This is a genomic window from Pseudomonas sp. URIL14HWK12:I6, assembly GCF_000514195.1.
Classification (GTDB): domain Bacteria; phylum Pseudomonadota; class Gammaproteobacteria; order Pseudomonadales; family Pseudomonadaceae; genus Aquipseudomonas; species Aquipseudomonas putida_A.
Window position 1 is genome coordinate 1 of sequence record NZ_AZVL01000024.1, and the last position, 21,319, is coordinate 21,319.

20 protein-coding genes and 3 pseudogenes are annotated in these 21,319 nt (G+C 60.0%); 19 read left to right on the top strand and 4 right to left on the bottom strand.

The genetic code is table 11. From position 1 onward, the window contains the following. Positions 1–97, top strand: a pseudogene (locus tag H043_RS30830) (flagella biosynthesis chaperone FliJ); the annotation flags it as partial. A gap of 35 nt (positions 98–132) precedes the next feature. Here the strand turns inward: H043_RS30830 and H043_RS0123385 are convergent. Continuing rightward, on the bottom strand, positions 133–486 hold the full coding sequence (locus H043_RS0123385; RefSeq protein WP_027613907.1) for a hypothetical protein: 354 nt from the start codon (positions 484–486) through the stop codon (positions 133–135). Positions 487–622: 136 nt separating this feature from the next. On the opposite strand from H043_RS0123385, the pseudogene H043_RS30835 reads away from it, so the two are divergent. The 13 genes and pseudogenes from H043_RS30835 to flhB all read left to right on the top strand — a co-directional run. Beyond that, positions 623–730 (top strand): annotated as a pseudogene (locus H043_RS30835) (flagella biosynthesis chaperone FliJ); the annotation flags it as partial. 195 nt (positions 731–925) lie between these two features. Beyond that, the gene (locus tag H043_RS0123395) at positions 926–1,231 is read left to right on the top strand and encodes an STAS domain-containing protein (RefSeq protein WP_027613909.1); all 306 of its coding nucleotides are present in this window, start codon (positions 926–928) and stop codon (positions 1,229–1,231) included. 5 nt (positions 1,232–1,236) lie between these two features. After that, positions 1,237–2,934 carry a fused response regulator/phosphatase gene (locus H043_RS0123400; protein WP_027613910.1) on the top strand — a complete coding sequence of 566 codons (1,698 nt, stop codon included), beginning with the start codon at positions 1,237–1,239 and terminating at the stop codon, positions 2,932–2,934. A gap of 37 nt (positions 2,935–2,971) precedes the next feature. Continuing rightward, a complete protein-coding gene (locus H043_RS0123405; RefSeq protein ID WP_027613911.1) occupies positions 2,972–3,319 on the top strand; it encodes an Hpt domain-containing protein in 348 nt (115 codons plus the stop codon). Positions 3,320–3,425: 106 nt separating this feature from the next. Beyond that, entirely contained in the window at positions 3,426–4,817 is a 1,392-nt protein-coding gene (locus H043_RS0123410) for a flagellar hook-length control protein FliK (RefSeq protein ID WP_027613912.1), read from the top strand. Between the two features lie 212 nt (positions 4,818–5,029). Further along, positions 5,030–5,533 carry a flagellar basal body-associated protein FliL gene (gene fliL, locus H043_RS0123415; protein WP_007966247.1) on the top strand — a complete coding sequence of 168 codons (504 nt, stop codon included), beginning with the start codon at positions 5,030–5,032 and terminating at the stop codon, positions 5,531–5,533. Positions 5,534–5,542: 9 nt separating this feature from the next. Beyond that, complete coding sequence (gene fliM, locus H043_RS0123420) at positions 5,543–6,511, top strand: flagellar motor switch protein FliM (protein ID WP_003222890.1); 969 nt, start codon at positions 5,543–5,545, stop codon at positions 6,509–6,511. Between the two features lie 52 nt (positions 6,512–6,563). After that, positions 6,564–7,025 (top strand): flagellar motor switch protein FliN, encoded by a 462-nt coding sequence (fliN, locus tag H043_RS0123425; RefSeq protein ID WP_164747895.1) that lies wholly within the window; start codon positions 6,564–6,566, stop codon positions 7,023–7,025. Then, on the top strand, positions 7,026–7,478 hold the full coding sequence (gene fliO, locus H043_RS0123430; protein ID WP_027613913.1) for a flagellar biosynthetic protein FliO: 453 nt from the start codon (positions 7,026–7,028) through the stop codon (positions 7,476–7,478). It begins immediately after the preceding gene. Then, a complete protein-coding gene (gene fliP / locus H043_RS0123435) occupies positions 7,478–8,236 on the top strand; it encodes a flagellar type III secretion system pore protein FliP (protein WP_003222895.1) in 759 nt (252 codons plus the stop codon). Before fliO ends, fliP begins: the two co-directional genes overlap by 1 nt. After that, positions 8,233–8,502, top strand: a complete 270-nt coding sequence (fliQ, locus tag H043_RS0123440; protein ID WP_007920026.1) for a flagellar biosynthesis protein FliQ — start codon at positions 8,233–8,235, stop codon at positions 8,500–8,502. The genes fliP and fliQ overlap by 4 nt, the downstream gene beginning before the upstream one ends. Before the next feature lie 3 nt (positions 8,503–8,505). After that, on the top strand, positions 8,506–9,291 hold the full coding sequence (fliR, locus tag H043_RS0123445) for a flagellar biosynthetic protein FliR (RefSeq protein WP_027613914.1): 786 nt from the start codon (positions 8,506–8,508) through the stop codon (positions 9,289–9,291). Between the two features lie 3 nt (positions 9,292–9,294). Continuing rightward, the gene (gene flhB, locus H043_RS0123450) at positions 9,295–10,434 is read left to right on the top strand and encodes a flagellar biosynthesis protein FlhB (RefSeq protein WP_027613915.1); all 1,140 of its coding nucleotides are present in this window, start codon (positions 9,295–9,297) and stop codon (positions 10,432–10,434) included. Between the two features lie 229 nt (positions 10,435–10,663). On the opposite strand, the pseudogene H043_RS29305 reads toward flhB, so the two are convergent. From H043_RS29305 to H043_RS0123465, 3 genes and pseudogenes are all read right to left on the bottom strand, one after another. Next, positions 10,664–10,882, bottom strand: a pseudogene (locus H043_RS29305) (hypothetical protein); the annotation flags it as partial. A gap of 29 nt (positions 10,883–10,911) precedes the next feature. Further along, positions 10,912–13,833, bottom strand: a complete 2,922-nt coding sequence (locus H043_RS29310) for a hypothetical protein (protein ID WP_177325660.1) — start codon at positions 13,831–13,833, stop codon at positions 10,912–10,914. 341 nt (positions 13,834–14,174) lie between these two features. Continuing rightward, positions 14,175–14,534: a hypothetical protein gene (locus H043_RS0123465; protein WP_027613916.1), complete on the bottom strand. Its 360-nt coding sequence runs from the start codon at positions 14,532–14,534 to the stop codon at positions 14,175–14,177. Between the two features lie 604 nt (positions 14,535–15,138). Here H043_RS0123465 and H043_RS0123470 point away from each other — a divergent pair. The 5 genes from H043_RS0123470 to fliA all read left to right on the top strand — a co-directional run bounded on the left by H043_RS0123470 (position 15,139) and on the right by fliA (position 21,194). After that, the gene (locus H043_RS0123470) at positions 15,139–15,813 is read left to right on the top strand and encodes a hypothetical protein (RefSeq protein WP_027613917.1); all 675 of its coding nucleotides are present in this window, start codon (positions 15,139–15,141) and stop codon (positions 15,811–15,813) included. Positions 15,814–16,031: 218 nt separating this feature from the next. Beyond that, the gene (gene flhA, locus H043_RS0123475; protein ID WP_027613918.1) at positions 16,032–18,161 is read left to right on the top strand and encodes a flagellar biosynthesis protein FlhA; all 2,130 of its coding nucleotides are present in this window, start codon (positions 16,032–16,034) and stop codon (positions 18,159–18,161) included. Positions 18,162–18,172: 11 nt separating this feature from the next. Continuing rightward, positions 18,173–19,513, top strand: coding sequence for a flagellar biosynthesis protein FlhF (gene flhF, locus H043_RS0123480; RefSeq protein ID WP_003222914.1), 1,341 nt, complete (start codon positions 18,173–18,175; stop codon positions 19,511–19,513). A gap of 113 nt (positions 19,514–19,626) precedes the next feature. Then, positions 19,627–20,457, top strand: a complete 831-nt coding sequence (gene fleN, locus H043_RS0123485; RefSeq protein WP_003222917.1) for a flagellar synthesis regulator FleN — start codon at positions 19,627–19,629, stop codon at positions 20,455–20,457. Beyond that, entirely contained in the window at positions 20,454–21,194 is a 741-nt protein-coding gene (gene fliA / locus H043_RS0123490) for an RNA polymerase sigma factor FliA (RefSeq protein ID WP_007920004.1), read from the top strand. Before fleN ends, fliA begins: the two co-directional genes overlap by 4 nt. Positions 21,195–21,319: the final 125 nt, after the last annotated feature.

The window sequence follows — 21,319 nt, forward strand, 5'->3', positions numbered from 1 at the left end:
GCGCTACCGCGAAGAGGCGCAACGCCTCGAAGACAAGCGCGAGCAGAAGCTGCTGGACGAGTTGTCGCAGCGCTTGCCGCGGCACGATCCGTATTAACGTGCCGCAGCAGTGGTGCTAGAGGATGGTCTGAGTCATTGGGCTAATATTTCGAACCTGAGCATTGCGGAGAAACCCACTAATGTAGAGTCACGGGTTACGACGAAGAACGCATGTACTTGTTTGCCCTCAAGTTCCGAAAACCTGGTGCGGTCGACGTCCGTGCCCCATAGCTCCTGCTCACGATAGATCTCAATAACATCCAGGCTGGGGTAGGGGGTGTCGGCTATAAGGTAAAGCGTAAGTGTTTCGCCTATTTTATTAGGGTAGCGCGCCACCACGGTGCATTTACGATTTCTACCCAGGAATTCATCGTAGGTCATGATGTGTGGTGACTGGGTGTTATGCAGGAACGGTGCTTCGAAAAATCCAACTTTAGGCGAGTTCATGATGCAGTCCTTTGACCTGAGCGCAGCGAAATTGCTGCCGCTTGATTAAGGTCTATGCCTCTTTCCTCGGTCTACTGTCAGATCTGACAGTGGCGACAAGCGGCAGTCGCGGAGTGGCTGCAGCTCACTGTTTCTCCTGCGCAAACGGGTGCAGCGCTACGGCGAAGAGGCGCAACGCCTCGAAGACAAGCGCGAGCAGAAGCTGCTGGACGAGTTGTCGCAGCGCTTGCCGCGACACAACCCTGTTCAAATTGCCCAAAAATTCCCTGTGGGAGCGGGCTTGCTCGCGAAGGCGGTGTGTCAGAGACAGCAATGTTGACTGACACACCGCCTTCGCGAGCAAGCCCGCTCCCACATTTGGTTCTGCGTTGCACCTTGCCCCTGGGTCTACCAGGTGCTAAACCTTGTACACGTTCGTCAATGACAAGGAAGCCAGTCAATGTCAGTCGTTACAGAAGTCTCTCCGGATGGTCAAAAACTGACGATTTCGGTCAAGGGGCGGTTCGATTTTGGGCGCCATCAGGAGTTTCGCGAGTCCTATGAGCGACTTAACCAGAAACCCGACTCCATCGTGGTTGATCTGAAAGATGCCACCTACCTCGACAGCTCCGCGCTGGGCATGCTGCTTCTGCTGCGCGATCACGCCGGCGGCGACGACTCGGACGTGCGAGTGATCAACAGCAACTCCGACGTGCGCAAGATCCTCGCCATCTCCAACTTCGACAAACTCTTCGACATCAGTTGACGGCCATGCAGGCGCAAGAGCCGCTGACGATCCTGATCGCCGAAGACAGTGCCGCCGACCGGTTACTGTTGTCGACCATCGTCCGCCGTCAGGGGCATGAAGTGCTGACCGCCGCCAATGGCGCCGAAGCGCTGGAGGTGTTTCGGCGTCAGCCACCGCATCTGGTGCTGATGGACGCGATGATGCCGGTGATGGACGGCTTCGAAGCGGCGCGGCAGATCAAGGCGCTGGCGGGGGAAACCCTGGTGCCGATCATCTTTCTGACTTCGCTGACCGAAAGTGAAGCGCTGGCCCGTTGTCTGGAGGCGGGTGGCGACGACTTTCTGGCGAAGCCCTACAACCAGGTGATCCTCGCCGCCAAAATCAAGGCGATGGATCGCTTGCGCCGCTTGCAGGCCACGGTGCTGCAGCAGCGCGATCTGATCGCCAGACATCACGATTACCTGCTCAACGAACAGCGCGTGGCCAAAGCCGTTTTCGACAAGGTCGCGCATTCCGGTTGCCTGAGTGCACCGAATATTCGTTATTTACAATCGCCCTATGCGTTGTTCAACGGCGACCTGCTGCTGGCGGCCTACACCCCGGCCGGCGACATGCATGTGCTGCTCGGTGATTTCACCGGTCACGGATTGCCGGCGGCGGTGGGGGCGATGCCGCTGGCCGAAGTGTTTTACGGTATGACCGCCAAGGGTTACGGCCTGGCCGAGACCCTGCGCGAGATGAACGCCAAGCTCAAGCGCATCCTGCCGGTGGACATGTTCTGCTGCGCGACCATGCTTTGTCTGAGTTTTCAGCGGCGTTCGGTAGAGGTGTGGAACGGCGGCATGCCTGACGGTTATCTGCACCGGATCGCCACCGGCGAACGTGTGCCGCTGGCGGCGCGCCATTTGCCGCTGGGGGTGCTCAGTCCGCAAGCGTTTGATGATCGCACCGAAGTACAGACCATGGCCGTGGGTGACCGGGTGTTCCTGCTGTCGGACGGTGTGATCGACACCACTGACGCCGACGACCGCTTGTTCGGTGTCAAGCGTTTGCAGCAACTGTTTGCCGCCAATCGTGAGCCGGACAACCTGTTCGCCGAGATCGAGCAGGCCTTGCACGCCTTTCGCGGCGAGCCCCGCGACGATGTGAGCATGGTTGAGATCAGCTTGCTTGAAGCGGCGCATGTCGTGCCGTCGGCGCCGGTGTATTCCGACAGCGGCCAGTCGAGCCCGCTGGACTGGTCGGTAAGCTTCGAGTTTCGCGGGGCGACGCTCAAACGCTTCAATCCTTTGCCGTATCTGCTGCAGTTGTTGCAGGAAGTGCACGGTTTGCGCACCCAGGGCGGGGCGATCTACAGCGTGCTCGCCGAGCTTTACTCCAACGCGCTGGAGCACGGCGTGCTGGGTCTCGATTCCAGCCTCAAGCGCGATGCGGCTGGATTCGCCCGCTACTATGAAATGCGCAACGAGCGACTAGAAGCCTTACAGGACGGTTATGTGCGCGTGCATCTGCAGGTCAAGCCGCAAGGGGCCGGGGGCCGTCTGGTGATCCGCGTCGAGGACAGCGGCAAGGGTTTTGACGTGGCGCGGGTGATGGAGCGGCCGCTGGATGGTGTCCGTCTGTCGGGGCGCGGGGTCAGCCTGATCCGGCAGTTGGGGCATAACGCCAGTTGGTCGGACGAAGGTCGCAGTGCTTGCGTGGAGTTTTTCTGGGAGGGTTGAGGCATAATTCGCCGATTCTTGATCAAGGAGTGAACAAGTGACTGACACACATATTGATCGCGAGGCGCTGAGCGTACTGCGCGAAGTCATGGAGGAGGGTTATCCGGAGCTTCTGGATACCTTTCTGGCCGATTCCGAAAGTCGCTTGGCTGAGCTGCAGAACACGGCAGATGCCAAGGCTTTGTCTGAAGTTGCCCACAGCTTCAAGGGCAGCGCCAGCAACATGGGGGCTGTCCGGTTGGCGGCGCTCTGCCAGGAGCTGGAATCGGAAGCCAAAAATAAAAGCCCCTCGGATATTGCCAGGCTGGTGGCTGACATCAGTGGCGAGTTCGCCGATGTCCGCCCGATCTACGAAGACGAACGCCAGCACGCCCTGACCCATTGAATCCTGCCGTCCGGCGCTTTTCGCAAGCGCCGGACAAAACTGGCCCGACACTTGCAATAATCCCCGTCAACTGTACCTACGATCCCAGTGCAGCGGAGACCGTGTCATGCCTGCGACCCCCAATGTTCTTCTTCAATCTGCCGCCCAGGCCAAGGCGCAAGCCGCCGCCGCGAAAACGCCGGTCATGGCCGCAGACACCGGGGACAAGGCCTCAAGCTTCGCTCAGGTGTTCGCCGATCAAGGCCCGAAAAAGCCCCTTGCGAGCGCTGACAGTTCGTTGAAACCGGCGCGCGACAAGGTTGCCGACAACAGCGACAAGAAAGATTTCGCCAAGGATAAGTCTGCCGCCACACAACAGACCGTTGCCGATAGCGGCAATGCCTTGCCTGCCGACAAGACTGCGTCGACCACCTCCGATGATCAGGCAGCCGCTGACAAGGCTGCCGCCGATGCGGCCGCTGACAGCGCGCAGACGCCAGTGGCGGACGCCACCCCGGTGGATCCGGCGCTGGATCCGGCACTTGCGCAAACCGTGCAGCCGCTGGTGACCGCGCCGGTGGTGGCAGCGCCCGTCGCTGAAACGCCGGAACCGGCCAAAACCGAAACGCCGGTCGTGGCCGCCACGTTGGCGCCAGCCGTGGTCAAAGATCCGGCGGCATCGACCGATAGCGCTTTCGACCCGGCGGCCGATCCACTCGACTCGTTGCCGGCGCTGCGCATGGCGATGGAGCAGGGCGGGCACATTTCCGCCAGCAGCCAGGCACAAGCCAAAGCTACACCGGCCCAGGCTCAGGCCGACGGTGAATTGACTGCGGCGCAGAACTTCGCTGCCGGCATGGCGAGCATGCTCGACGTGCAGGCCGACAAGGACAGCACCAGTCAGAATGGTGAAAAGGCCTTCAGCGGCCTGATCGACGATGGCCTGAAAGATCTGAAGGCTGCTACCAGCGACACCCGTGTCGATGATTTCGCCAACCGTCTGGCGGCGCTGACTCAGGCGGCCACTCCGAAAACCGCGAACGCGGTGCCGGTGAATCAACCGATCGCCATGCATCAGAGCGGCTGGACCGAAGAAATCGTCAACCGCGTCATGTACCTGTCCAGCGCCAACCTGAAGGCGGCGGATATTCAATTGCAGCCGGCGGAACTGGGGCGTCTGGATATCCGGGTCAACATGGTGCCGGATCAGCAGACGCAGGTGACCTTCATGAGCGCGCACCCAAGCGTGCGCGAAGCGCTGGACGGCCAGATGCATCGCTTGCGTGACATGTTCACCCAGCAGGGCATGGGCCAGGTCGACGTCAATGTCTCCGACCAGAGCCGTGGCTGGCAGGGTCAGGGTCAGGAACAGGCGCAGCAAGGCCAGAGCGGACGCACCAGCGCTGCGGGTGGTCGACTGGATTCGGCGGAAGAGGAGCTGACGTCGGCGGCGGTGGCTGAAACCGCTGCACAAACCACCAGCGTGATCGGCAGCAGCGCCGTCGACTATTACGCCTGATACAACGCTGTATCCCCCTGTGGGAGCGGGCTTGCTCGCGAAAGCGGTATGACAGCCAACATAACTGTTGAATGTTAAACCGCTCTCGCGAGCAAGCCCGCTCCCACATTGGTTTTAGAGCGCTCTCCAGTGTGCTCCGACACTTCTGGCATAACACTTGCTCTTGCCTTGCCGTGCGACTGTGAAAACCCGATTAGTGACGGATTATTGGCATGGCGAAGAGCGAAGCAGCAGCTGTAAAAGACCCCGCGACCAAAGGCAAACTCAAGATGATCATCCTGATCGTGGTGGCTCTGCTGCTGGCGATCGGTGTGTCCGTGGGCGCGACCTGGTACTTCATGCACAGCGCTCAGAGCAAGCCTGCCGCAGCGGCCGAAGCGACTCCGGTCGGCAAGCAACCGGCGATCTTCGAGCCGATGGCACCGGCGTTTGTCGCCAACTACAACCAGAACGGCCGTCAGCGCTACATGCAGGTGAGCATCACCATGCTGGCGCGTAACCAGGCCGATCTGGAGGCGCTCAAAGTGCACATGCCGGTGATCCGCAACAACCTGGTGATGCTCTTCTCCGGTCAGGATTTCGCCACCTTGGCGACCCCGGTCGGGCAGGAGATGTTGCGCCAGAAGGCTACCGCCAGCGTCCAGGAAGTGGCGCAGAAAGAGCTGGGCAAAGTGGTGATCGAACAGTTGCTTTTCACTAATTTCGTACTGCAGTAGGAACACGACATGGCCGTGCAGGATCTGCTGTCCCAGGATGAAATCGACGCGCTGTTGCATGGCGTCGACGATGGTCTGGTACAGACCGATAACGCTGCCGAACCCGGCAGTGTCAAAAGCTACGACCTGACCAGCCAGGATCGCATCGTCCGTGGACGCATGCCGACTCTGGAGATGATCAACGAGCGTTTTGCCCGTTACACCCGCATCAGCATGTTCAACATGCTGCGCCGCTCGGCGGACGTTGCCGTCGGTGGCGTCCAGGTGATGAAGTTCGGCGAATACGTGCACTCGCTGTACGTGCCGACCAGCCTCAACCTGGTCAAGATCAAACCGCTGCGCGGCACCGCGCTGTTCATCCTTGACGCCAAACTGGTGTTCAAACTGGTGGACAACTTCTTCGGCGGCGACGGCCGTCACGCCAAGATCGAGGGGCGTGAATTCACCCCGACCGAACTGCGTGTGGTGCGCATGGTGCTGGAGCAGGCCTTCGTCGATCTGAAGGAAGCCTGGCAGGCGATCATGGAAGTCAATTTCGAGTACATCAACTCGGAAGTGAACCCCGCCATGGCCAACATCGTCGGCCCGAGCGAAGCAATCGTGGTCTCCACCTTCCACATCGAACTCGATGGCGGTGGCGGTGACCTGCACGTAACCATGCCGTACTCGATGATCGAGCCGGTGCGTGAAATGCTCGATGCCGGTTTCCAGTCGGACCTCGACGATCAGGACGAGCGCTGGGTCAACGCCCTGCGTCAGGACGTGCTCGATGTCGACGTGCCGATCGGCGCCACCGTGGCCCGCCGCCAGTTGAAGCTGCGCGACATCCTGCACATGCAGCCGGGGGATGTGATCCCGGTCGAGATGCCGGAAGACATGATCATGCGCGCCAACGGCGTACCGGCTTTCAAGGTCAAGATGGGCTCGCACAAAGGCAACCTCGCGTTGCAGGTGATCGAGCCGATCGAGCGTCGCTGAAGCGGCGCTTTTCCCCCACGCATTTAACTGAATTGTTGCCCGCCGAGGACAAATGATGAACGACGAAATGAACGCCCAGGACGATCAGGCACTGGCCGACGAATGGGCTGCGGCCCTGGAAGAGACCGGTGATGGTAGCCAGGCTGACATCGACGCGCTGCTGGCCGCCGACGCTGGCGCTGCAAGCTCCAACCGTCTGCCGATGGAAGAGTTCGGCAGCGTGCCGAAGAACAACGATCCGGTGACCCTGGACGGTCCGAACCTGGACGTGATCCTCGACATCCCGGTGTCGATCTCGATGGAAGTGGGCAGCACCGACATCAACATCCGTAACCTGCTGCAACTGAACCAGGGTTCGGTGATCGAGCTCGATCGTCTGGCCGGCGAGCCGCTGGACGTACTGGTCAACGGCACGCTGATCGCACACGGCGAAGTGGTGGTGGTCAACGAGAAGTTCGGTATCCGCCTGACCGACGTGATCAGCCCAAGCGAACGCATCAAGAAGCTGCGCTGAGTGAAACGGTTTCTCTGGGCTTTGCTGGCACTGCCATTGAGCGTGCTGGCCGCCGAGCCGTCGACGGCGACCACCGTGCCTGCTGCCACCGCGCCGATGGTCAGCAGCGGCGTGGCCGGGCAACTGACGCAACTGGTGTTCGGTCTGTTGCTGGTGCTGGGGTTGATCTTCTTCCTCGCCTGGCTGTTGCGTCGAGTGCAACAGGCAGGGCCGGCCGGCAAGGGCCAGGTGATCGAGCTGATCGGCTCCCGCGCCCTCGGTCCGCGTGACCGCTTGATGCTGGTGCAGGTCGGCAACGAGCAGATTCTGCTCGGCTTGAGCCCTGGCACCATCACCGCGCTGCACGTGCTCAAGGAGCCGGTGCCAGTGCCGAGCAGCAGCGAAAAAGCGACCCCGGAATTTGCCCAGCATCTGCTGAAGATTCTCGGCAAGGATCAGAAGGATAAGAAGTAATGGGTGCGCTACGCATCGTCTTGACGCTGGCCCTGATGCTGGCCGCGCCGCTGGCGTTCGCCGCCGACCCGTTGTCGATTCCGGCGATCACGCTGGGCACCAACGCCGACGGCGCGCAGGAATACTCGGTCAGCCTGCAGATCCTGCTGATCATGACCGCCCTGAGCTTTATTCCGGCGGCCGTGATTCTGATGACCAGTTTCACCCGGATCATCATCGTCTTCTCGATCCTGCGTCAGGCCCTCGGCCTGCAGCAGACGCCATCGAACCAGATTCTCACCGGCATGGCGCTGTTCCTCACCATGTTCATCATGGCCCCGGTGTTCGACCGGGTGAACAACGATGCGCTGCAGCCGTATCTGGCGGAAAAACTCACCGCCCAGCAAGCGGTGGAAAAGGCTCAGGTACCGATCAAGGACTTCATGCTCGCCCAGACCCGCACCAGCGATCTGGAGCTGTTCATGCGTCTGTCCAAGCGCACCGACATCGCCACCCCGGATCAGGCGCCACTGACGATTCTGGTGCCGGCGTTCGTCACCTCTGAGCTTAAAACCGCGTTCCAGATCGGCTTCATGATCTTCATTCCGTTCCTGATCATCGACCTGGTCGTGGCCAGTGTGCTGATGGCGATGGGTATGATGATGCTCTCGCCGCTGATCATTTCGCTGCCGTTCAAGATCATGCTGTTCGTGCTGGTGGATGGCTGGGCGCTGATTATCGGCACCCTGGCCAGCAGTTTCGGAGGTGTCTCGCCATGACGCCGGAAGTCGCGGTCGATATCTTTCGTGAAGCGCTGTGGCTGACCACTTTGATGGTCGCGATTCTGGTGGTGCCGAGCCTGTTGGTCGGTTTGCTGGTGGCGATGTTTCAGGCGGCGACGCAGATCAACGAACAGACCCTGAGCTTCCTGCCGCGTCTGCTGGTGATGCTGGTGACCCTGATCGTCGCCGGCCCGTGGATCGTGCAGACGTTCATGGAATACATCATTCAGTTGTACAAAAACATTCCGATGGTCATCGGCTAAGCCATGCAATCGCTGCTTCAGTTGACCGACACCCAGATCAGTACCTGGGTGGCGTCGTTCATGTTGCCACTGTTTCGCGTCGCCTCGATGCTGATGGTCATGCCGGTGTTCGGCACCACGCTGGTGTCGCGGCGGATACGCCTGTATTTCGCCGTGGCCATCACCGTGTGCATTGCCCCGGGGCTGCCGCCGATGCCGGACGTCAGTCCGCTTGCTCTCAGTGGCTGGTTACTGATTGCCGAGCAGATTCTGGTGGGGGCGGTGCTGGGGTTTTCCCTGCAGCTGTTTTTTCAGGCGTTTGCCGTGGCCGGGCAGATTGTCGCGATCCAGATGGGCATGGGCTTCGCCTCGATGGTCGACCCGGCCAACGGCGTCTCGGTGGCGGTGATCGGGCAGTTCTTCACCATGCTGGTGACCTTGCTGTTCCTGTCGATGAACGGCCACCTGGTGGTCTTCGAAGTGCTCACCGAAAGCTTCACCACGCTGCCGGTCGGCGGCGGGTTGATGACCGCGCAATACTGGGAGCTGGCCGGCAAGCTTGGCTGGGTTCTCGGGGCGGCGTTGTTGCTGGTGCTGCCGGCAGTCACTGCGCTGCTGGTGGTCAACATCGCGTTCGGCGTGATGACCCGCGCCGCGCCGCAACTGAACATTTTCTCCATCGGTTTCCCGCTGACTCTGGTGCTGGGCCTGTTCATCGTCTGGGTCGGTCTGGCGGACATCCTCAATCAGTATCAACCGCTGGCCTCCGAGGCCTTGCAGTTGTTACGCGAACTGGCACGGGCGCGCTGAGCCATGGCAGAGAGCGAAAGCGGTCAGGACAAAACAGAAGACCCTACGGACAAACGCAAAAAAGACTCCCGTGAGAAGGGTGAGATTGCCCGCTCCAAAGAGCTCAACACCCTCGCCGTGATGATGGCCGGTGCCGGTGCGCTGCTGGTGTTCGGCGGCATGCTGGCCGAAGACCTGATGGAGCTGATGCGCCTGAACTTCACTCTCTCGCGCGAGGTGATCATGGATCAGGGGGCCATGGGCAGGTTCCTGTTGCAGTCGGGCCAGATGGCGCTGTTGGCGATCCAGCCGATCATGATCACCCTGTTGCTTGCGGCGCTGATCGGGCCGATCTCCCTCGGTGGCTGGCTGTTTGCCGCCGGTTCCATGGCGCCCAAATTCAGCCGGATGAACCCGGCGGCAGGCCTGAAGCGGATGTTCTCGTTCAAGGCTGTGGTCGAGCTGCTCAAGGCGCTGGCCAAGTTTCTGATCACCCTGGGGGTGGCGTTGGTGGTGTTGTCGGCGGACGTCGATGATTTCTTGCGGATCGCCCACGAGCCGCTGGAAATGGCGATCATTCACAGTGTCACGCTGGTCGGCTGGAGTACGTTGTGGCTGGCCTGCGGCCTGATCATCATCGCCGCCGTCGACGTGCCGGTGCAGCTCTGGGAAGCCCACAAGAAACTGCTGATGACCAAGCAGGAAGTGCGCGACGAGCACAAGGATCAGGAAGGCCGGCCGGAGGTCAAGCAGCGTATCCGCCAGACCCAGCGCGAGATGTCGCAGCGGCGGATGATGGCGGCGATTCCCGACGCCGACGTGGTCATCACCAACCCGACTCACTACGCCGTCGCGCTCAAGTACGACTCGGAGAAGGGCGGCGCGCCAGTGCTGCTGGCCAAGGGCAGCGACTTCCTCGCGCTGAAGATCCGCGAAATCGCCGTCGCCAACAACGTCATGCTCCTCGAATCGCCGGGGCTGGCGCGCTCGATCTACTACTCCACCGAACTCGAGCAGGAAATCCCCGGCGGCCTGTACCTGGCGGTCGCCCAAGTATTGGCCTACGTCTACCAGATCCGCCAGTACCGCGCCGGCAAGGGCAAACGCCCGGATCCACTGAAAGACGATCTGCCGATCCCGCCGGATCTGCGGCGCGATTCCTGACTTGACAGTGACGCAATAAAAACCGCCATCCCGATTGGACGGGGCGGCGGTTTTTTTATGCCTGAAGACATGTGTCGGCTGTGAGGCCGCCTTCGCGAGCAAGCCCGCTCCCACAGGTTCGGCGTGCAGGCACAGGTTTGTGATCGACCCCAATCCCTGTGGGAGCGGGCTTGCTCGCGAAGACGTCAGCAGCCACAACGCTTCATTCAAGGCTTGTCACCAATTCCTGCTACTGCGGCAACCCCAGATTATCCAGCGCCCGATTCACCGCCAACTCGCCGAGCATGATCAGTTGCGCGATGCCCAACAGCGTCCTGCGCTGCGACGCCGGTATCAGATGGGCGAAGTCATTGGCGATGGTTCTGGCTGAAGCGAGTGTTTCGCAAGCATCGGCCAGCAGTTCTTCGTTTTTGAAGTCTGCGGTCACGGCGTACATCGAGCGGGTTTCAAGCGCCCCAATTGAGGCGCTTACAGAAATCAGTTGAACATAAAGTTATCGAAAATTACTTGCTCTTCGCCTCCGTTATAAAATTCAATGTAATTGATGTTCGCCGCTGAAAAAATTAACTGTGAAATACCTGCGCTGCTGATTAGTGGTCTTTCGTCTATATATCCACCTGGGCCGTAGAATAAGATTTTGCCTTGGGTGGCTTGAACGTCAGCGTAGTGGAAGCTTAATCTTTGCACGGGGGCTTTGAGCTCTATCCTGAATTTGGTTACAGCGCTCTCGTTAATTAACACGTTTCCTTCTATCGCCCCTGAAGCGCTATCCCTATTAAATGTGACGATTTTCAGTGATCCTGTTGAGCTTTGATTAATGATGCTTATCGCACCAGTATCCAAAGTTTCCAATGGCCCTATAAGTTGAGGCGGGACATTATCAAAGTTTTCATCTCTCTGGGTGCCTCTAAGGTTATAGATTCGAGGTGGGCAGGCTGTCGCGGTCAACTCACTGGCTATTCCGTCAAGATTTACTTTCACGCTGATCGTTAGCTCAGTTCCGTCCTTCAGTTCTTTTAACCACTCAATCGGAGCCGCCAGGGACAATCCATCCGGCGAATCATTGGGCTCTCCCGACCTGACGTCGTTGGTTATCGGCTCGCCGTTCTTGTCAAAGCCTCTACAGGTTGCCCAGATCGGTTGTCCTGGTTCGAACAACGGCCATCTTTCCGCGAGAATCCGTGCGTCTGTTGTGAGGTCTTGAACGCTCAACTCTTTACTGGTGTTGCCGTCGATATTAGGTGTAGGAAGGCGCGGGTCTTCATCGATAATTTTCAGCAGTCTCACCTTGATCGCGTCTGATTGGCCAGCGTGGCCACCATTGCGATACAAGTTCCCGCGCAGCTCGATCACCGTTCCATGTCGCGCCGCCAGGAATGCGGGGCTCAACAGTGTGTTCACTCGCTTGTTGCTGTTGAATTCCACCAAAGGAAACGGCGGCCAACCTGCCGGTGGATTGTCTTCCTCCAGGCATGCCTGGTCGCCGCTCAATGCTTCAAGGAATTCGATACGCACCGTCACCCCGTCCGGGTAGGCCAGGATATCAATCGGATCGGTGGCCGGTGCTACAAGGAACGGTGGCGGTAGCTCCCCCAGCGCCGTCCCGATGCGCAACGTCAACTCATGAGAATGCCCCAGCGTCTCGCCCGCCCGCTGAATGCTGTAATCGGCGACCACCGTACCGTTCAGGTTGGTGGTCACGTATTTTTTCTCAACGGTAATCCGCACAGGCCTGCCGGCGGTGGCGGGGATGAGGTCGACATGGTCGCTGACGCTACCGCCGCTGGCAGAGCCGCGCCAACGGTAGTTCACACGATCCTTGTCGCGGGTGCCGAGGTACGGCACCACCAGCGTGGCACCGGTGGGTGGCACGTCGTCCGGATCGAGCACGTCGTTGGCATCTGCGCCCTCGACTTCCGGCCGGTCGAACGTCGGCAGGGCGACGCCGACCTGCATCATGAACGGCAGCGACTCGCGAACGCTCAACAGCCCCGTTTCGCTGTTGGTGACGACGTAATAGACCTTGACGTTCAGGCCGTTGAAACGCTGGATTTCGGCATTGCTCACGCTGCGCAGGACGGGCTGATTGTCCGCTACGTTGCCGACCGGGCGGGGATCTTCGTAATAAACGGTGTCGTTACCGGGCGCCTGGGCCCACCAGATCAGGTTGAGCAGGTCGCTGCTGTTGCGACCGGGATACCAAGGGATCTGCACAGTCGCCCAAGGCGTTTCGGGTGGCAACGTTCCGCCCGGTGCCTCGTCGACGGTGGGGGCGACTAACTGGCTGATGTCGCCAATCACGGTGACGCTGGCATTTTTTGAGCGGCGGTCGCTTTCATCGCTGCGACGGCGCACATAGCCGACCGAGGCTGCGCCTTTGGCAATGGCTTTGACGGCGGCGTTGGGGATGGGGAAATCGAGTTGTAAGGGCACGTACGACACCTCTTTCTCCAGCGGCCCGACGATGATCTGCGAGCCTTGCGCCGGGGTGCCGATCCAGGTCAGGAGCACCTTGTCGCCCACCGCAAAATCGTCCTTGGTGATGTAAACGCGGGCGATCACATCTTCATCCCCGAGCTGATCGAGGTCGATGCTGTCGGTTGGAATGCCGTTGACCAGCACCTGCGGTTCGTCCAGCCGATTGCCCCCCAGGTCCACCAGCATATGACGCGTCGCCGACCACGGCGCGCGTTCGTCCGGGAAGTTACCGCAGCGATCGATGACCTGATAAGCCACCGCCACACTATTGCCGTCCCCGGCGTCGTCGATAACGGCGCGGCTGAAGACAACTTCGATCGGGTTTCTGATCGGGTCCTGGGCCTGTTCCGGCGTAACGACATGCACCACTTGCTGGCTGCCCCAGCGGGCGAGAATGCGGTCGTATCGGGTGAGGTTGCGGTAGGGCACGATGTGCATCGTCACCCCGCTGGGCGGCAGGTTTTCATCGACCTCGTCATGAGAAAGGGAGAACTTGAGATCGGAGTGGCCGTCATCGCCGGGAATGTCATCGTACCCCCCGGGACGCGTGAGTTTGACCAGCAGGGTCATGACCGGTTTCGAGTCCTCTGGGGCGCCCTGGTTCTTGCGCGTGATCCGGTAGAACACTGGCGTGGCATCCCCCTCAAGTACCTGGCCCTTGGCAATGGTGAAAACCAGGTCCTGGTTGAGCTCGGCATCGTGCTCTAAGGTCTTGCTCCAGACCGCGGCGCTGTCATTGTCCCAGAACACCTCGGCCAGATCGCCAATGGACATGGTCAGCCAGGCGGGGATGATGCCTTGCAGATCGCCTTCCACGGCTCTGATGGGTATGCCGCCGTCATAGTGTTCGGCAGGGCTGAGGTTGACCAGTGCCGGAAGATACGGAGGTCTGAGGGCTTGAGGGGTTTGCTTGCTGGACATCTGGCGAACTCCGGTCGGGGGCTGGGTGACGGAGTTATTGAGCGCGCGTTGGAGGAATTAGGCACCTGTCAGATCTAACAGGTGCTGGCGGGTTTCCGACAAGTGGTCATGTGGGCTGAAGAAAAGAGCCGACAAACCGCAGCCCGGTTAAATGAGGTGGCGGTTTTTTATGCCTGGAGACATGTGTCGGCTGTGAGGCCGCTTTCGCGAGCAAGCCCGCTCCCACCGGTTCGGCGTGCAGGCACAGGTTTGTGATCGACACCAATCCCTGTGTGAGCGGGCTTGCCCGCGAAGACGTCAGCAGCCACAACGCCTCACTCAGGGCTTGTCACAGATCCCTGCTACTGCGGCAACTCCAGATTATCCATCACCCGATTCACTGCCAGTTCCCCAAGCATGATCAGTTGCGCAATGCCCAGCAGCGTCCTGCGCTGCGACGCCGGTATCAGGTGGGCGAAATCATTGGCGATGGTTCTGGCTGAAGCGAGTGTTTCGCAGGCATCGGCCAGCAGTTCTTCGTTTTTGAAGTCTGCGGTCACGGCGTACATCGAACGGGTTTTACGTTGAATGGGCGTGGCGCCGGGCGAGCAGAGGTAGTGGTCGAGGGCGCGGTCGGCGGCTTCGTGGAGCTTTTTTGAATCGAGGGATTCGTAGGGGGAGGTGGCGTCGGTTTCGGGTGGGTTGGGTGTTGGTTTGATCATGCTGAGGCTCCTAGAGTCGACGGAGCTGCCACATTTCGCTGCGATACGAAAGGGAGGTGGCAGCTATACGCGGGTCGCAGACCGGGACTCTAGAACCGGCAGACCCAAAGGTCTCCCACGTACAGCCGCCATAAAACGAGGACGGAAGTTGTGCGTCTAGAAATCAGCGGGCTGCGAGACCCGATCGCTGATTCGTCAGCGACCGACCCACAATAGAACCCGCCCCCAAGGCGCACAAGCCGGCGGATTCTGGCGTAGCTGTAGGCAATGGCGCAAGGATGTGTAGCCCGCAAGGCGTGTCTGGAGGTGTCTATCAAACGCCAGCGTTTAAAAGTGCTGCTCATGACTCTGTGGTGTCGCGGATGGCCTCTTCGCGAGCAAGCCGCTCCCACAGGGGATCTGTGTGATACCGCCAATCTGTGTTCATTGCGGCGCGATTCCTGATAAATCAAAAGACCGCGGCCTTCCGTTTATCTGAAAAAGACCTCTACCTGTTAGTTCTGACAGTGGACACAATGGGCATTCAGCTATTCCATGTTCCTTGGCAGGTTTCACGGGCAAGTCGCCTTCTGACCTGTCTTTAACATTCGCCAAGGAGAAGGTCATGCCAGATAACTACAGAAAGCTTGAAGGAATGAGGTTTGAGTTCGTTTCCGGGTCGGTGGTGAAAGAGTCTGATCATATCGCTTGCACGTTCTCTTTTATGGCGATGTTGGACTTCACGCATTTCGTGCACATGAGCGATGCGTATGTGCCGGGCTATCTCGATTCGTATATCAATGCGATCACGCCAAGGTTGGACGGGGTAGCCCACCATGGTCTCTACAACAGATTCAATAGTGCCGCTGGCAACATTGGCACCGTTAAAGAGTTGGTCAGCGTTTTCTCTTCGCCCAACAACTACTACGATATATGGAGCAGCATTGGCGGTGGCCTACTGATGCGTTATCACAAACCACAATTTCACATGGTCGGTGATCAGTTACAGGTCACGGGAGGACAGGACTTTCGATGGGAGATCGAGCCGCGGATCAAGAGGAAGATCGAGCCGCAGGATGTGCCGGACATTTACTTTGTCTGGGCACTGAGTGTGTTGAAGGCAGATCCCGACAATCCTTTTCATGAGCCTGAGAAAATCGTGACTTTGGGCGATTCTGAGGAGGCGCTTGTCGACGTGGGAGGGAAGCAGATCCGTAAGGGTACGCGCTACCTGGTGGGCCGCAATTTGCGTCTTGGTGAGATTAATCCAGAGCAAATTTTGACTGCCGGGTATCCGTGAGTACGCGGGTTTTCTGATTTTTTTCACCTGGGCTAAGGGTGATAGCCGTCTGCGTCTGTTTTGCGGTCGGCTCCATGGCGCCCAGCTTCTGGCAAGACAATTCCCCTGAAGCAAACCTCAATTTCAATCCCCGGCAAAAGTTGGAAGGCTTCTTGCAGTAGCCGCCGTGCGCCTGCTTTGGGCGTCAAAAGTTTGCTTTAAAGGAACGGGGAAAACCGGTGGATCGCTCTCAGTTATTCAACACTGCTCGCTCGAATGTTGCCGACCTCAGTCGAGGCAATCTGGGCGTGCCGTTGTTGCTGCTGGTCATGCTGGCGATGATGATGTTGCCGGTGCCGCCGTTCCTGCTGGACGTGTTTTTCACCTTCAACATCGCCCTGTCGATCGTCGTCCTGCTGGTCTGCGTGTATGCGCTGCGGCCGCTGGATTTCGCGGTGTTCCCGACCATTCTGCTGGTGGCGACGCTGCTGCGGCTGGCGTTGAACGTGGCCTCGACGCGGGTGGTGATGCTCCACGGTCAGGACGGCCACGCCGCTGCCGGTAAGGTGATTCAGGCCTTCGGTGAGGTGGTGATCGGCGGTAACTACGTGGTCGGTATCGTGGTGTTCGCGATCCTGATGATCATCAACTTCGTCGTGGTGACCAAGGGTGCCGGGCGGATTTCCGAGGTGAGCGCACGCTTCACCCTCGACGCGATGCCCGGCAAACAAATGGCGATCGACGCCGACCTCAACGCCGGTCTGATCGACCAGAACCAGGCCAAGGCCCGCCGTCAGGAAGTGGCCCAAGAGGCCGAGTTCTACGGTTCGATGGACGGTGCCAGCAAGTTCGTTCGCGGTGACGCCATCGCCGGCCTGCTGATTCTGTTCATCAACCTCATCGGCGGTATGGCCGTCGGTATCTTCCAGCACAACATGACCTTCGCCGACGCGGGCAAGGTTTACGCCTTGCTGACCATCGGTGACGGTTTGGTGGCGCAATTGCCATCACTGTTGTTATCGACAGCGGCAGCGATCATGGTGACCCGTGCTTCCGGTTCGGAAGACATGGGCAAACAGATCAACCGGCAGATGTTCGCCTCGCCAAAAGCGCTGGCGGTGGCCGCTGGTTTGATGGCGGTCATGGGTCTGGTCCCGGGCATGCCGCACTTCTCGTTCCTGAGCATGGCTGCGCTGGCTGCCGGTGGCGCGTACCTGTTCTGGAAAAAGCAGAACGTCGCCAAGGTCCAGGCGCTGCAAGAAGTTCAGCGTCAGCAGGAACTGTTGCCGTCGCCGGCCCGCGCCATGGAAACCAAGGAGCTGGGCTGGGATGACGTGACGCCGATCGACATGATCGGCCTGGAAGTCGGTTACCGCCTGATCCCGTTGGTGGATCGCAATCAGGGCGGGCAGTTGCTGGCGCGGATCAAGGGCGTGCGCAAGAAGCTCTCGCAGGATCTGGGCTTCCTGATGCCGACCGTGCACATTCGCGACAACCTCGATCTGGCGCCGAGCGCCTATCGTCTGACCCTGATGGGCGTGATCCTGGCCGAAGCCGAGATCTACCCGGATCGCGAACTGGCGATCAACCCGGGGCAGGTCTACGGCACGCTCAACGGCATTACCGCCAAAGATCCGGCTTTCGGCCTGGAGGCGGTGTGGATCGAAGTCAGCCAGCGCGCCCAGGCGCAATCGCTCGGTTACACCGTGGTCGACGCCAGTACCGTGGTCGCGACCCACTTGAACCAGATTCTGTACAAGCACTCCAGCGAGCTGATCGGCCACGAGGAAGTGCAGCAACTCATGCAATTGCTGGCCAAAAGCTCGCCGAAACTGGCTGAAGAGCTGGTGCCGGGTGTGGTTTCGCTGTCGCAGTTGCTCAAAGTGCTGCAGGCGTTGCTCGCCGAACACGTGCCGGTGCGCGATATCCGCAGCATTGCCGAGGCTATCGCCAACAACGCCGCCAAGAGTCAAGATACCGCCGCCTTGGTCGCCGCAGTGCGCGTCGGCGTATCCCGCGCCATCGTCCAAAGCATTGTAGGCACTGACTCCGAGCTGCCTGTGATCACCCTGGAACCAAGGTTGGAACAAATATTGCTCAATAGTCTGCAGAAGGCAGGACAAGGCTCTGAAGAGGGCGTTCTGCTGGAGCCAAGCATGGCCGAGAAGCTGCAGCGTTCGCTTATCGAAGCGGCGCAGCGCCAGGAAATGCAAGGTCAACCGGTGATCCTGTTGGTAGCAGGCCCGATCCGCGCGATGCTCTCGCGTTTCGGTCGCCTCGCAGTTCCAGGGCTGCACGTGCTGGCCTACCAGGAAATTCCGGACAACAAGCAAGTGACCATCGTTGCGACAGTAGGGCCCAACGGCTGAGGTAGTGGTTTATGCAAGTTAAGCGTTTTTTCGCCGCCGATATGCGTCAGGCCATGAAGCTGGTTCGTGATGAGCTGGGCGCTGATGCCGCCATTATTGGCAACCGCCGCATTGCCGGCGGCGTCGAGCTGACGGCGGCGCTGGATTACAAATTGTCGGCGCTGGCGCCACGGGTTCCGAACATGGAACTCGAGGACGAGCTGCGCAAGACCCAGTCGCGCATCGTGACCGCCCAGGCCGAACTGAGCCTGCGTGGCGAAGCCGACGGCAACACCAATCGCCAGTTGTTCGCCGGGCTGCCGTTGACGGCCGGCCTGCCGCTGACCGCTGCCGAGCCGTTGAGCGAACCGACTTACGCCGCCCCGGCGCGTCCGGCGCCCGCGCCTGCCCAGTCGTCCGCCGGCATCGATCCGCGTGCGCTGGATTCGATGCGTTTCGAATTGAACAGTCTGCGTGAGCTGATGGAAGTGCAGCTCGGCACGCTGGCCTGGAATCAGCTGCAAGGCAGCCGTCCGGCGCAAGCCAATCTGTATCGCCGTTTGCAACGCATCGGTCTGTCCGGGCCGTTGTCGCGCGATCTGCTGGCGATGATCACTGATATCGAAGAGCCGCGTCAGGCCTGGCGCATGCTGCTCGCGCACCTGGCGCGAATGATTGCCGTACCGGAAGTCGAGCCGCTGGAAGAGGGCGGGGTGATTGCCATGGTTGGTCCGGCCGGCATGGGCAAAACCACCACTCTGGCCAAACTCGCTGCGCGCTACGTGCTCAAGTACGGCGCGCAGAATGTGGCGCTGGTCAGCATGGACAGTTTCCGCATCGGCGCGCAGGAACAGCTGAAGACCCTGGGCCGTATTCTCAATGTGCCGGTGACTCACGTCGATCCGGGCCAGTCGCTGGTTCAGGCGCTCGACCCGCTGCTGCGCAAGCGCGTGGTGCTGATCGATACCGCCGGCTTGCAGGCCAGCGATCCGGCCTTGCGCATGCAGCTGGAAAGTCTGGCCGGGCGTGGCATCCGTTCAAAAAATTATCTGGTGCTGGCAACCACCAGCCAGAAACAGGTTCTAACCGCCGCGTACCACAGTTACAAGCGTTGCGGGCTAGCCGGCTGCATCCTGACTAAACTGGATGAGACGGCCAGCCTTGGCGAAGTGTTGAGCCTGGCGATCAGTCATGAACTGCCGGTCGCGTACCTGACCGATGGCCCACGGATTCCGGATGATCTGCATCTGCCGCGCCGTCATCAACTGGTCAGCCGCGCCGTCAGCGTGCAAATGCAGGAAGAACCCAGCGAAGAAGCCATGGCTGACATGTTCGCTGATATCTACCACAGCCCGACCAAGCAGGTTGGCTGAGGTAATGAACCGTTTTTGTACCTACATCGATGGTCTGCCATGCATTGTTCCGGTTGAGAACGCGCAGCCAGTAATGTGGCCTCCGTCTATGCAAGACAAGGTAAAGAAATAACATGGGCAGCATGCATCCCGTACAGGTGATCGCGGTGACCGGCGGCAAAGGTGGCGTCGGCAAGACTAACGTGTCAGTGAACTTGTCTCTGGCGCTGGCAGAGCTTGGCCGTCGGGTCATGCTGCTGGACGCCGATCTGGGGCTGGCGAACGTCGACGTTCTGCTGGGACTGACCCCCAAACGTACTCTGGCCGATGTGATCGAAGGCCGCTGTGAGCTGCGCGACGTGCTGTTGCAGGGCCCCGGCGGGATCCGCATCGTGCCGGCCGCTTCCGGCACCCAAAGCATGGTGCACCTGAGCCCGGCGCAACATGCCGGTCTGATTCAGGCTTTCAGCGACATCGGCGACAACCTCGATGTGCTGGTGATCGACACCGCTGCGGGTATTGGTGACTCGGTAGTCAGTTTTGTCCGCGCCGCGCAGGAAGTGTTGCTGGTGGTCTGCGACGAGCCGACCTCGATCACCGACGCCTACGCGCTGATCAAACTGCTCAACCGCGACTACGGCATGAACCGCTTCCGCGTGCTGGCCAACATGGCGCAGAGCCCGCAGGAAGGGCGCAACCTGTTCGCCAAGTTGACCAAGGTCACGGATCGCTTCCTCGACGTCGCCTTACAATACGTCGGCGCCGTGCCGTACGACGAAAGCGTACGCAAGGCAGTGCAGAAGCAGCGAGCGGTCTATGAAGCCTTTCCGCGTTCCAAGTGCGCGCTGGCGTTCAAGGCGATCGCGCAGAAGGTCGATACCTGGCCGCTGCCTGCCAACCCGCGCGGCCACCTTGAGTTTTTCGTCGAGCGCCTCGTGCAGCAAACAGCAGGGCCTGTGTTATGACCGCGAGCGGTATGAACTACTACAAGAAGTCGGCACGTGACGCGCAGTACGAGTTGATCGAGCGTTACGCGCCACTGGTCAAGCGCATTGCCTATCACTTGCTGGCGCGCTTGCCGGCGAGTGTGCAGGTTGAAGACCTGATTCAGGCCGGGATGATCGGCCTGCTCGAAGTCTCGACCAAATATGACGCCAGCAAAGGCGCCAGTTTCGAAACGTACGCGGGCATCCGGATCCGCGGCGCGATGCTCGATGAAGTGCGCAAAGGGGATTGGGCACCGCGCTCGGTTCACCGCAATACCCGTATGGTCAGCGATGCCATTCGCTCAATTGAAGCTAAAACCGGCCGTGACGCTAAAGATCACGAGGTTGCGGCCGAACTCCAATTGAGTCTCGACGATTACTACGGGATTTTGAATGACACCCTGGGCAGCCGGCTGTTCAGTTTCGACGACCTGTTGCAGGACGGCGAACACGAAGGGCTGCACGAGGATGGCGCCAGTGCTCATCTTGAGCCGTCACGCGATCTGGAAGATGAACGCTTCCAGGCGGCGCTGGCGGACGCGATTGCCAATTTGCCGGAGCGTGAGCGACTGGTGTTGGCGCTGTACTACGACGAAGAGCTGAACCTAAAGGAGATCGGTGAAGTCCTTGGCGTCAGTGAATCGCGGGTCAGCCAGTTACACAGCCAGTGCGCGGCCCGTTTGCGGGGGCGTTTGGGGGAGTGGCGAGCGCGCTGAAGGCAGTGTGGGGACACTGCGAACGAGGCTGGTGCGGTGAGAACGGCACCGGTCTTGCTCTGTTGTGCTCCAGACAGTCTTCGAGTGCTGCGCCGATTGATTGAAGTGGCGCGTCCAGGTGCTGG

What these genes read in the sequence shown, in the direction of transcription:
- H043_RS0123400 (WP_027613910.1), top strand. Translation starts at nt 1,237, where the DNA reads ATGCAGGCGCAAGAGCCGCTGACGATCCTGATCGCCGAAGACAGTGCC.
- flhB (WP_027613915.1), top strand. Translation starts at nt 9,295, where the DNA reads ATGGCAGAGAGCGAAAGCGGTCAGGACAAAACAGAAGACCCTACGGAC.
- fleN (WP_003222917.1), top strand. Translation starts at nt 19,627, where the DNA reads ATGGGCAGCATGCATCCCGTACAGGTGATCGCGGTGACCGGCGGCAAA.
- H043_RS0123470 (WP_027613917.1), top strand. Translation starts at nt 15,139, where the DNA reads ATGCCAGATAACTACAGAAAGCTTGAAGGAATGAGGTTTGAGTTCGTT.
- fliL (WP_007966247.1), top strand. Translation starts at nt 5,030, where the DNA reads ATGGCGAAGAGCGAAGCAGCAGCTGTAAAAGACCCCGCGACCAAAGGC.
- fliP (WP_003222895.1), top strand. Translation starts at nt 7,478, where the DNA reads ATGGGTGCGCTACGCATCGTCTTGACGCTGGCCCTGATGCTGGCCGCG.
- flhF (WP_003222914.1), top strand. Translation starts at nt 18,173, where the DNA reads ATGCAAGTTAAGCGTTTTTTCGCCGCCGATATGCGTCAGGCCATGAAG.
- H043_RS29310 (WP_177325660.1), bottom strand. Translation starts at nt 13,833, where the DNA reads ATGTCCAGCAAGCAAACCCCTCAAGCCCTCAGACCTCCGTATCTTCCG.
- H043_RS0123385 (WP_027613907.1), bottom strand. Translation starts at nt 486, where the DNA reads ATGAACTCGCCTAAAGTTGGATTTTTCGAAGCACCGTTCCTGCATAAC.
- fliN (WP_164747895.1), top strand. Translation starts at nt 6,564, where the DNA reads ATGATGAACGACGAAATGAACGCCCAGGACGATCAGGCACTGGCCGAC.
- fliQ (WP_007920026.1), top strand. Translation starts at nt 8,233, where the DNA reads ATGACGCCGGAAGTCGCGGTCGATATCTTTCGTGAAGCGCTGTGGCTG.
- H043_RS0123465 (WP_027613916.1), bottom strand. Translation starts at nt 14,534, where the DNA reads ATGATCAAACCAACACCCAACCCACCCGAAACCGACGCCACCTCCCCC.
- H043_RS0123410 (WP_027613912.1), top strand. Translation starts at nt 3,426, where the DNA reads ATGCCTGCGACCCCCAATGTTCTTCTTCAATCTGCCGCCCAGGCCAAG.
- fliM (WP_003222890.1), top strand. Translation starts at nt 5,543, where the DNA reads ATGGCCGTGCAGGATCTGCTGTCCCAGGATGAAATCGACGCGCTGTTG.
- fliR (WP_027613914.1), top strand. Translation starts at nt 8,506, where the DNA reads ATGCAATCGCTGCTTCAGTTGACCGACACCCAGATCAGTACCTGGGTG.
- fliA (WP_007920004.1), top strand. Translation starts at nt 20,454, where the DNA reads ATGACCGCGAGCGGTATGAACTACTACAAGAAGTCGGCACGTGACGCG.
- H043_RS0123395 (WP_027613909.1), top strand. Translation starts at nt 926, where the DNA reads ATGTCAGTCGTTACAGAAGTCTCTCCGGATGGTCAAAAACTGACGATT.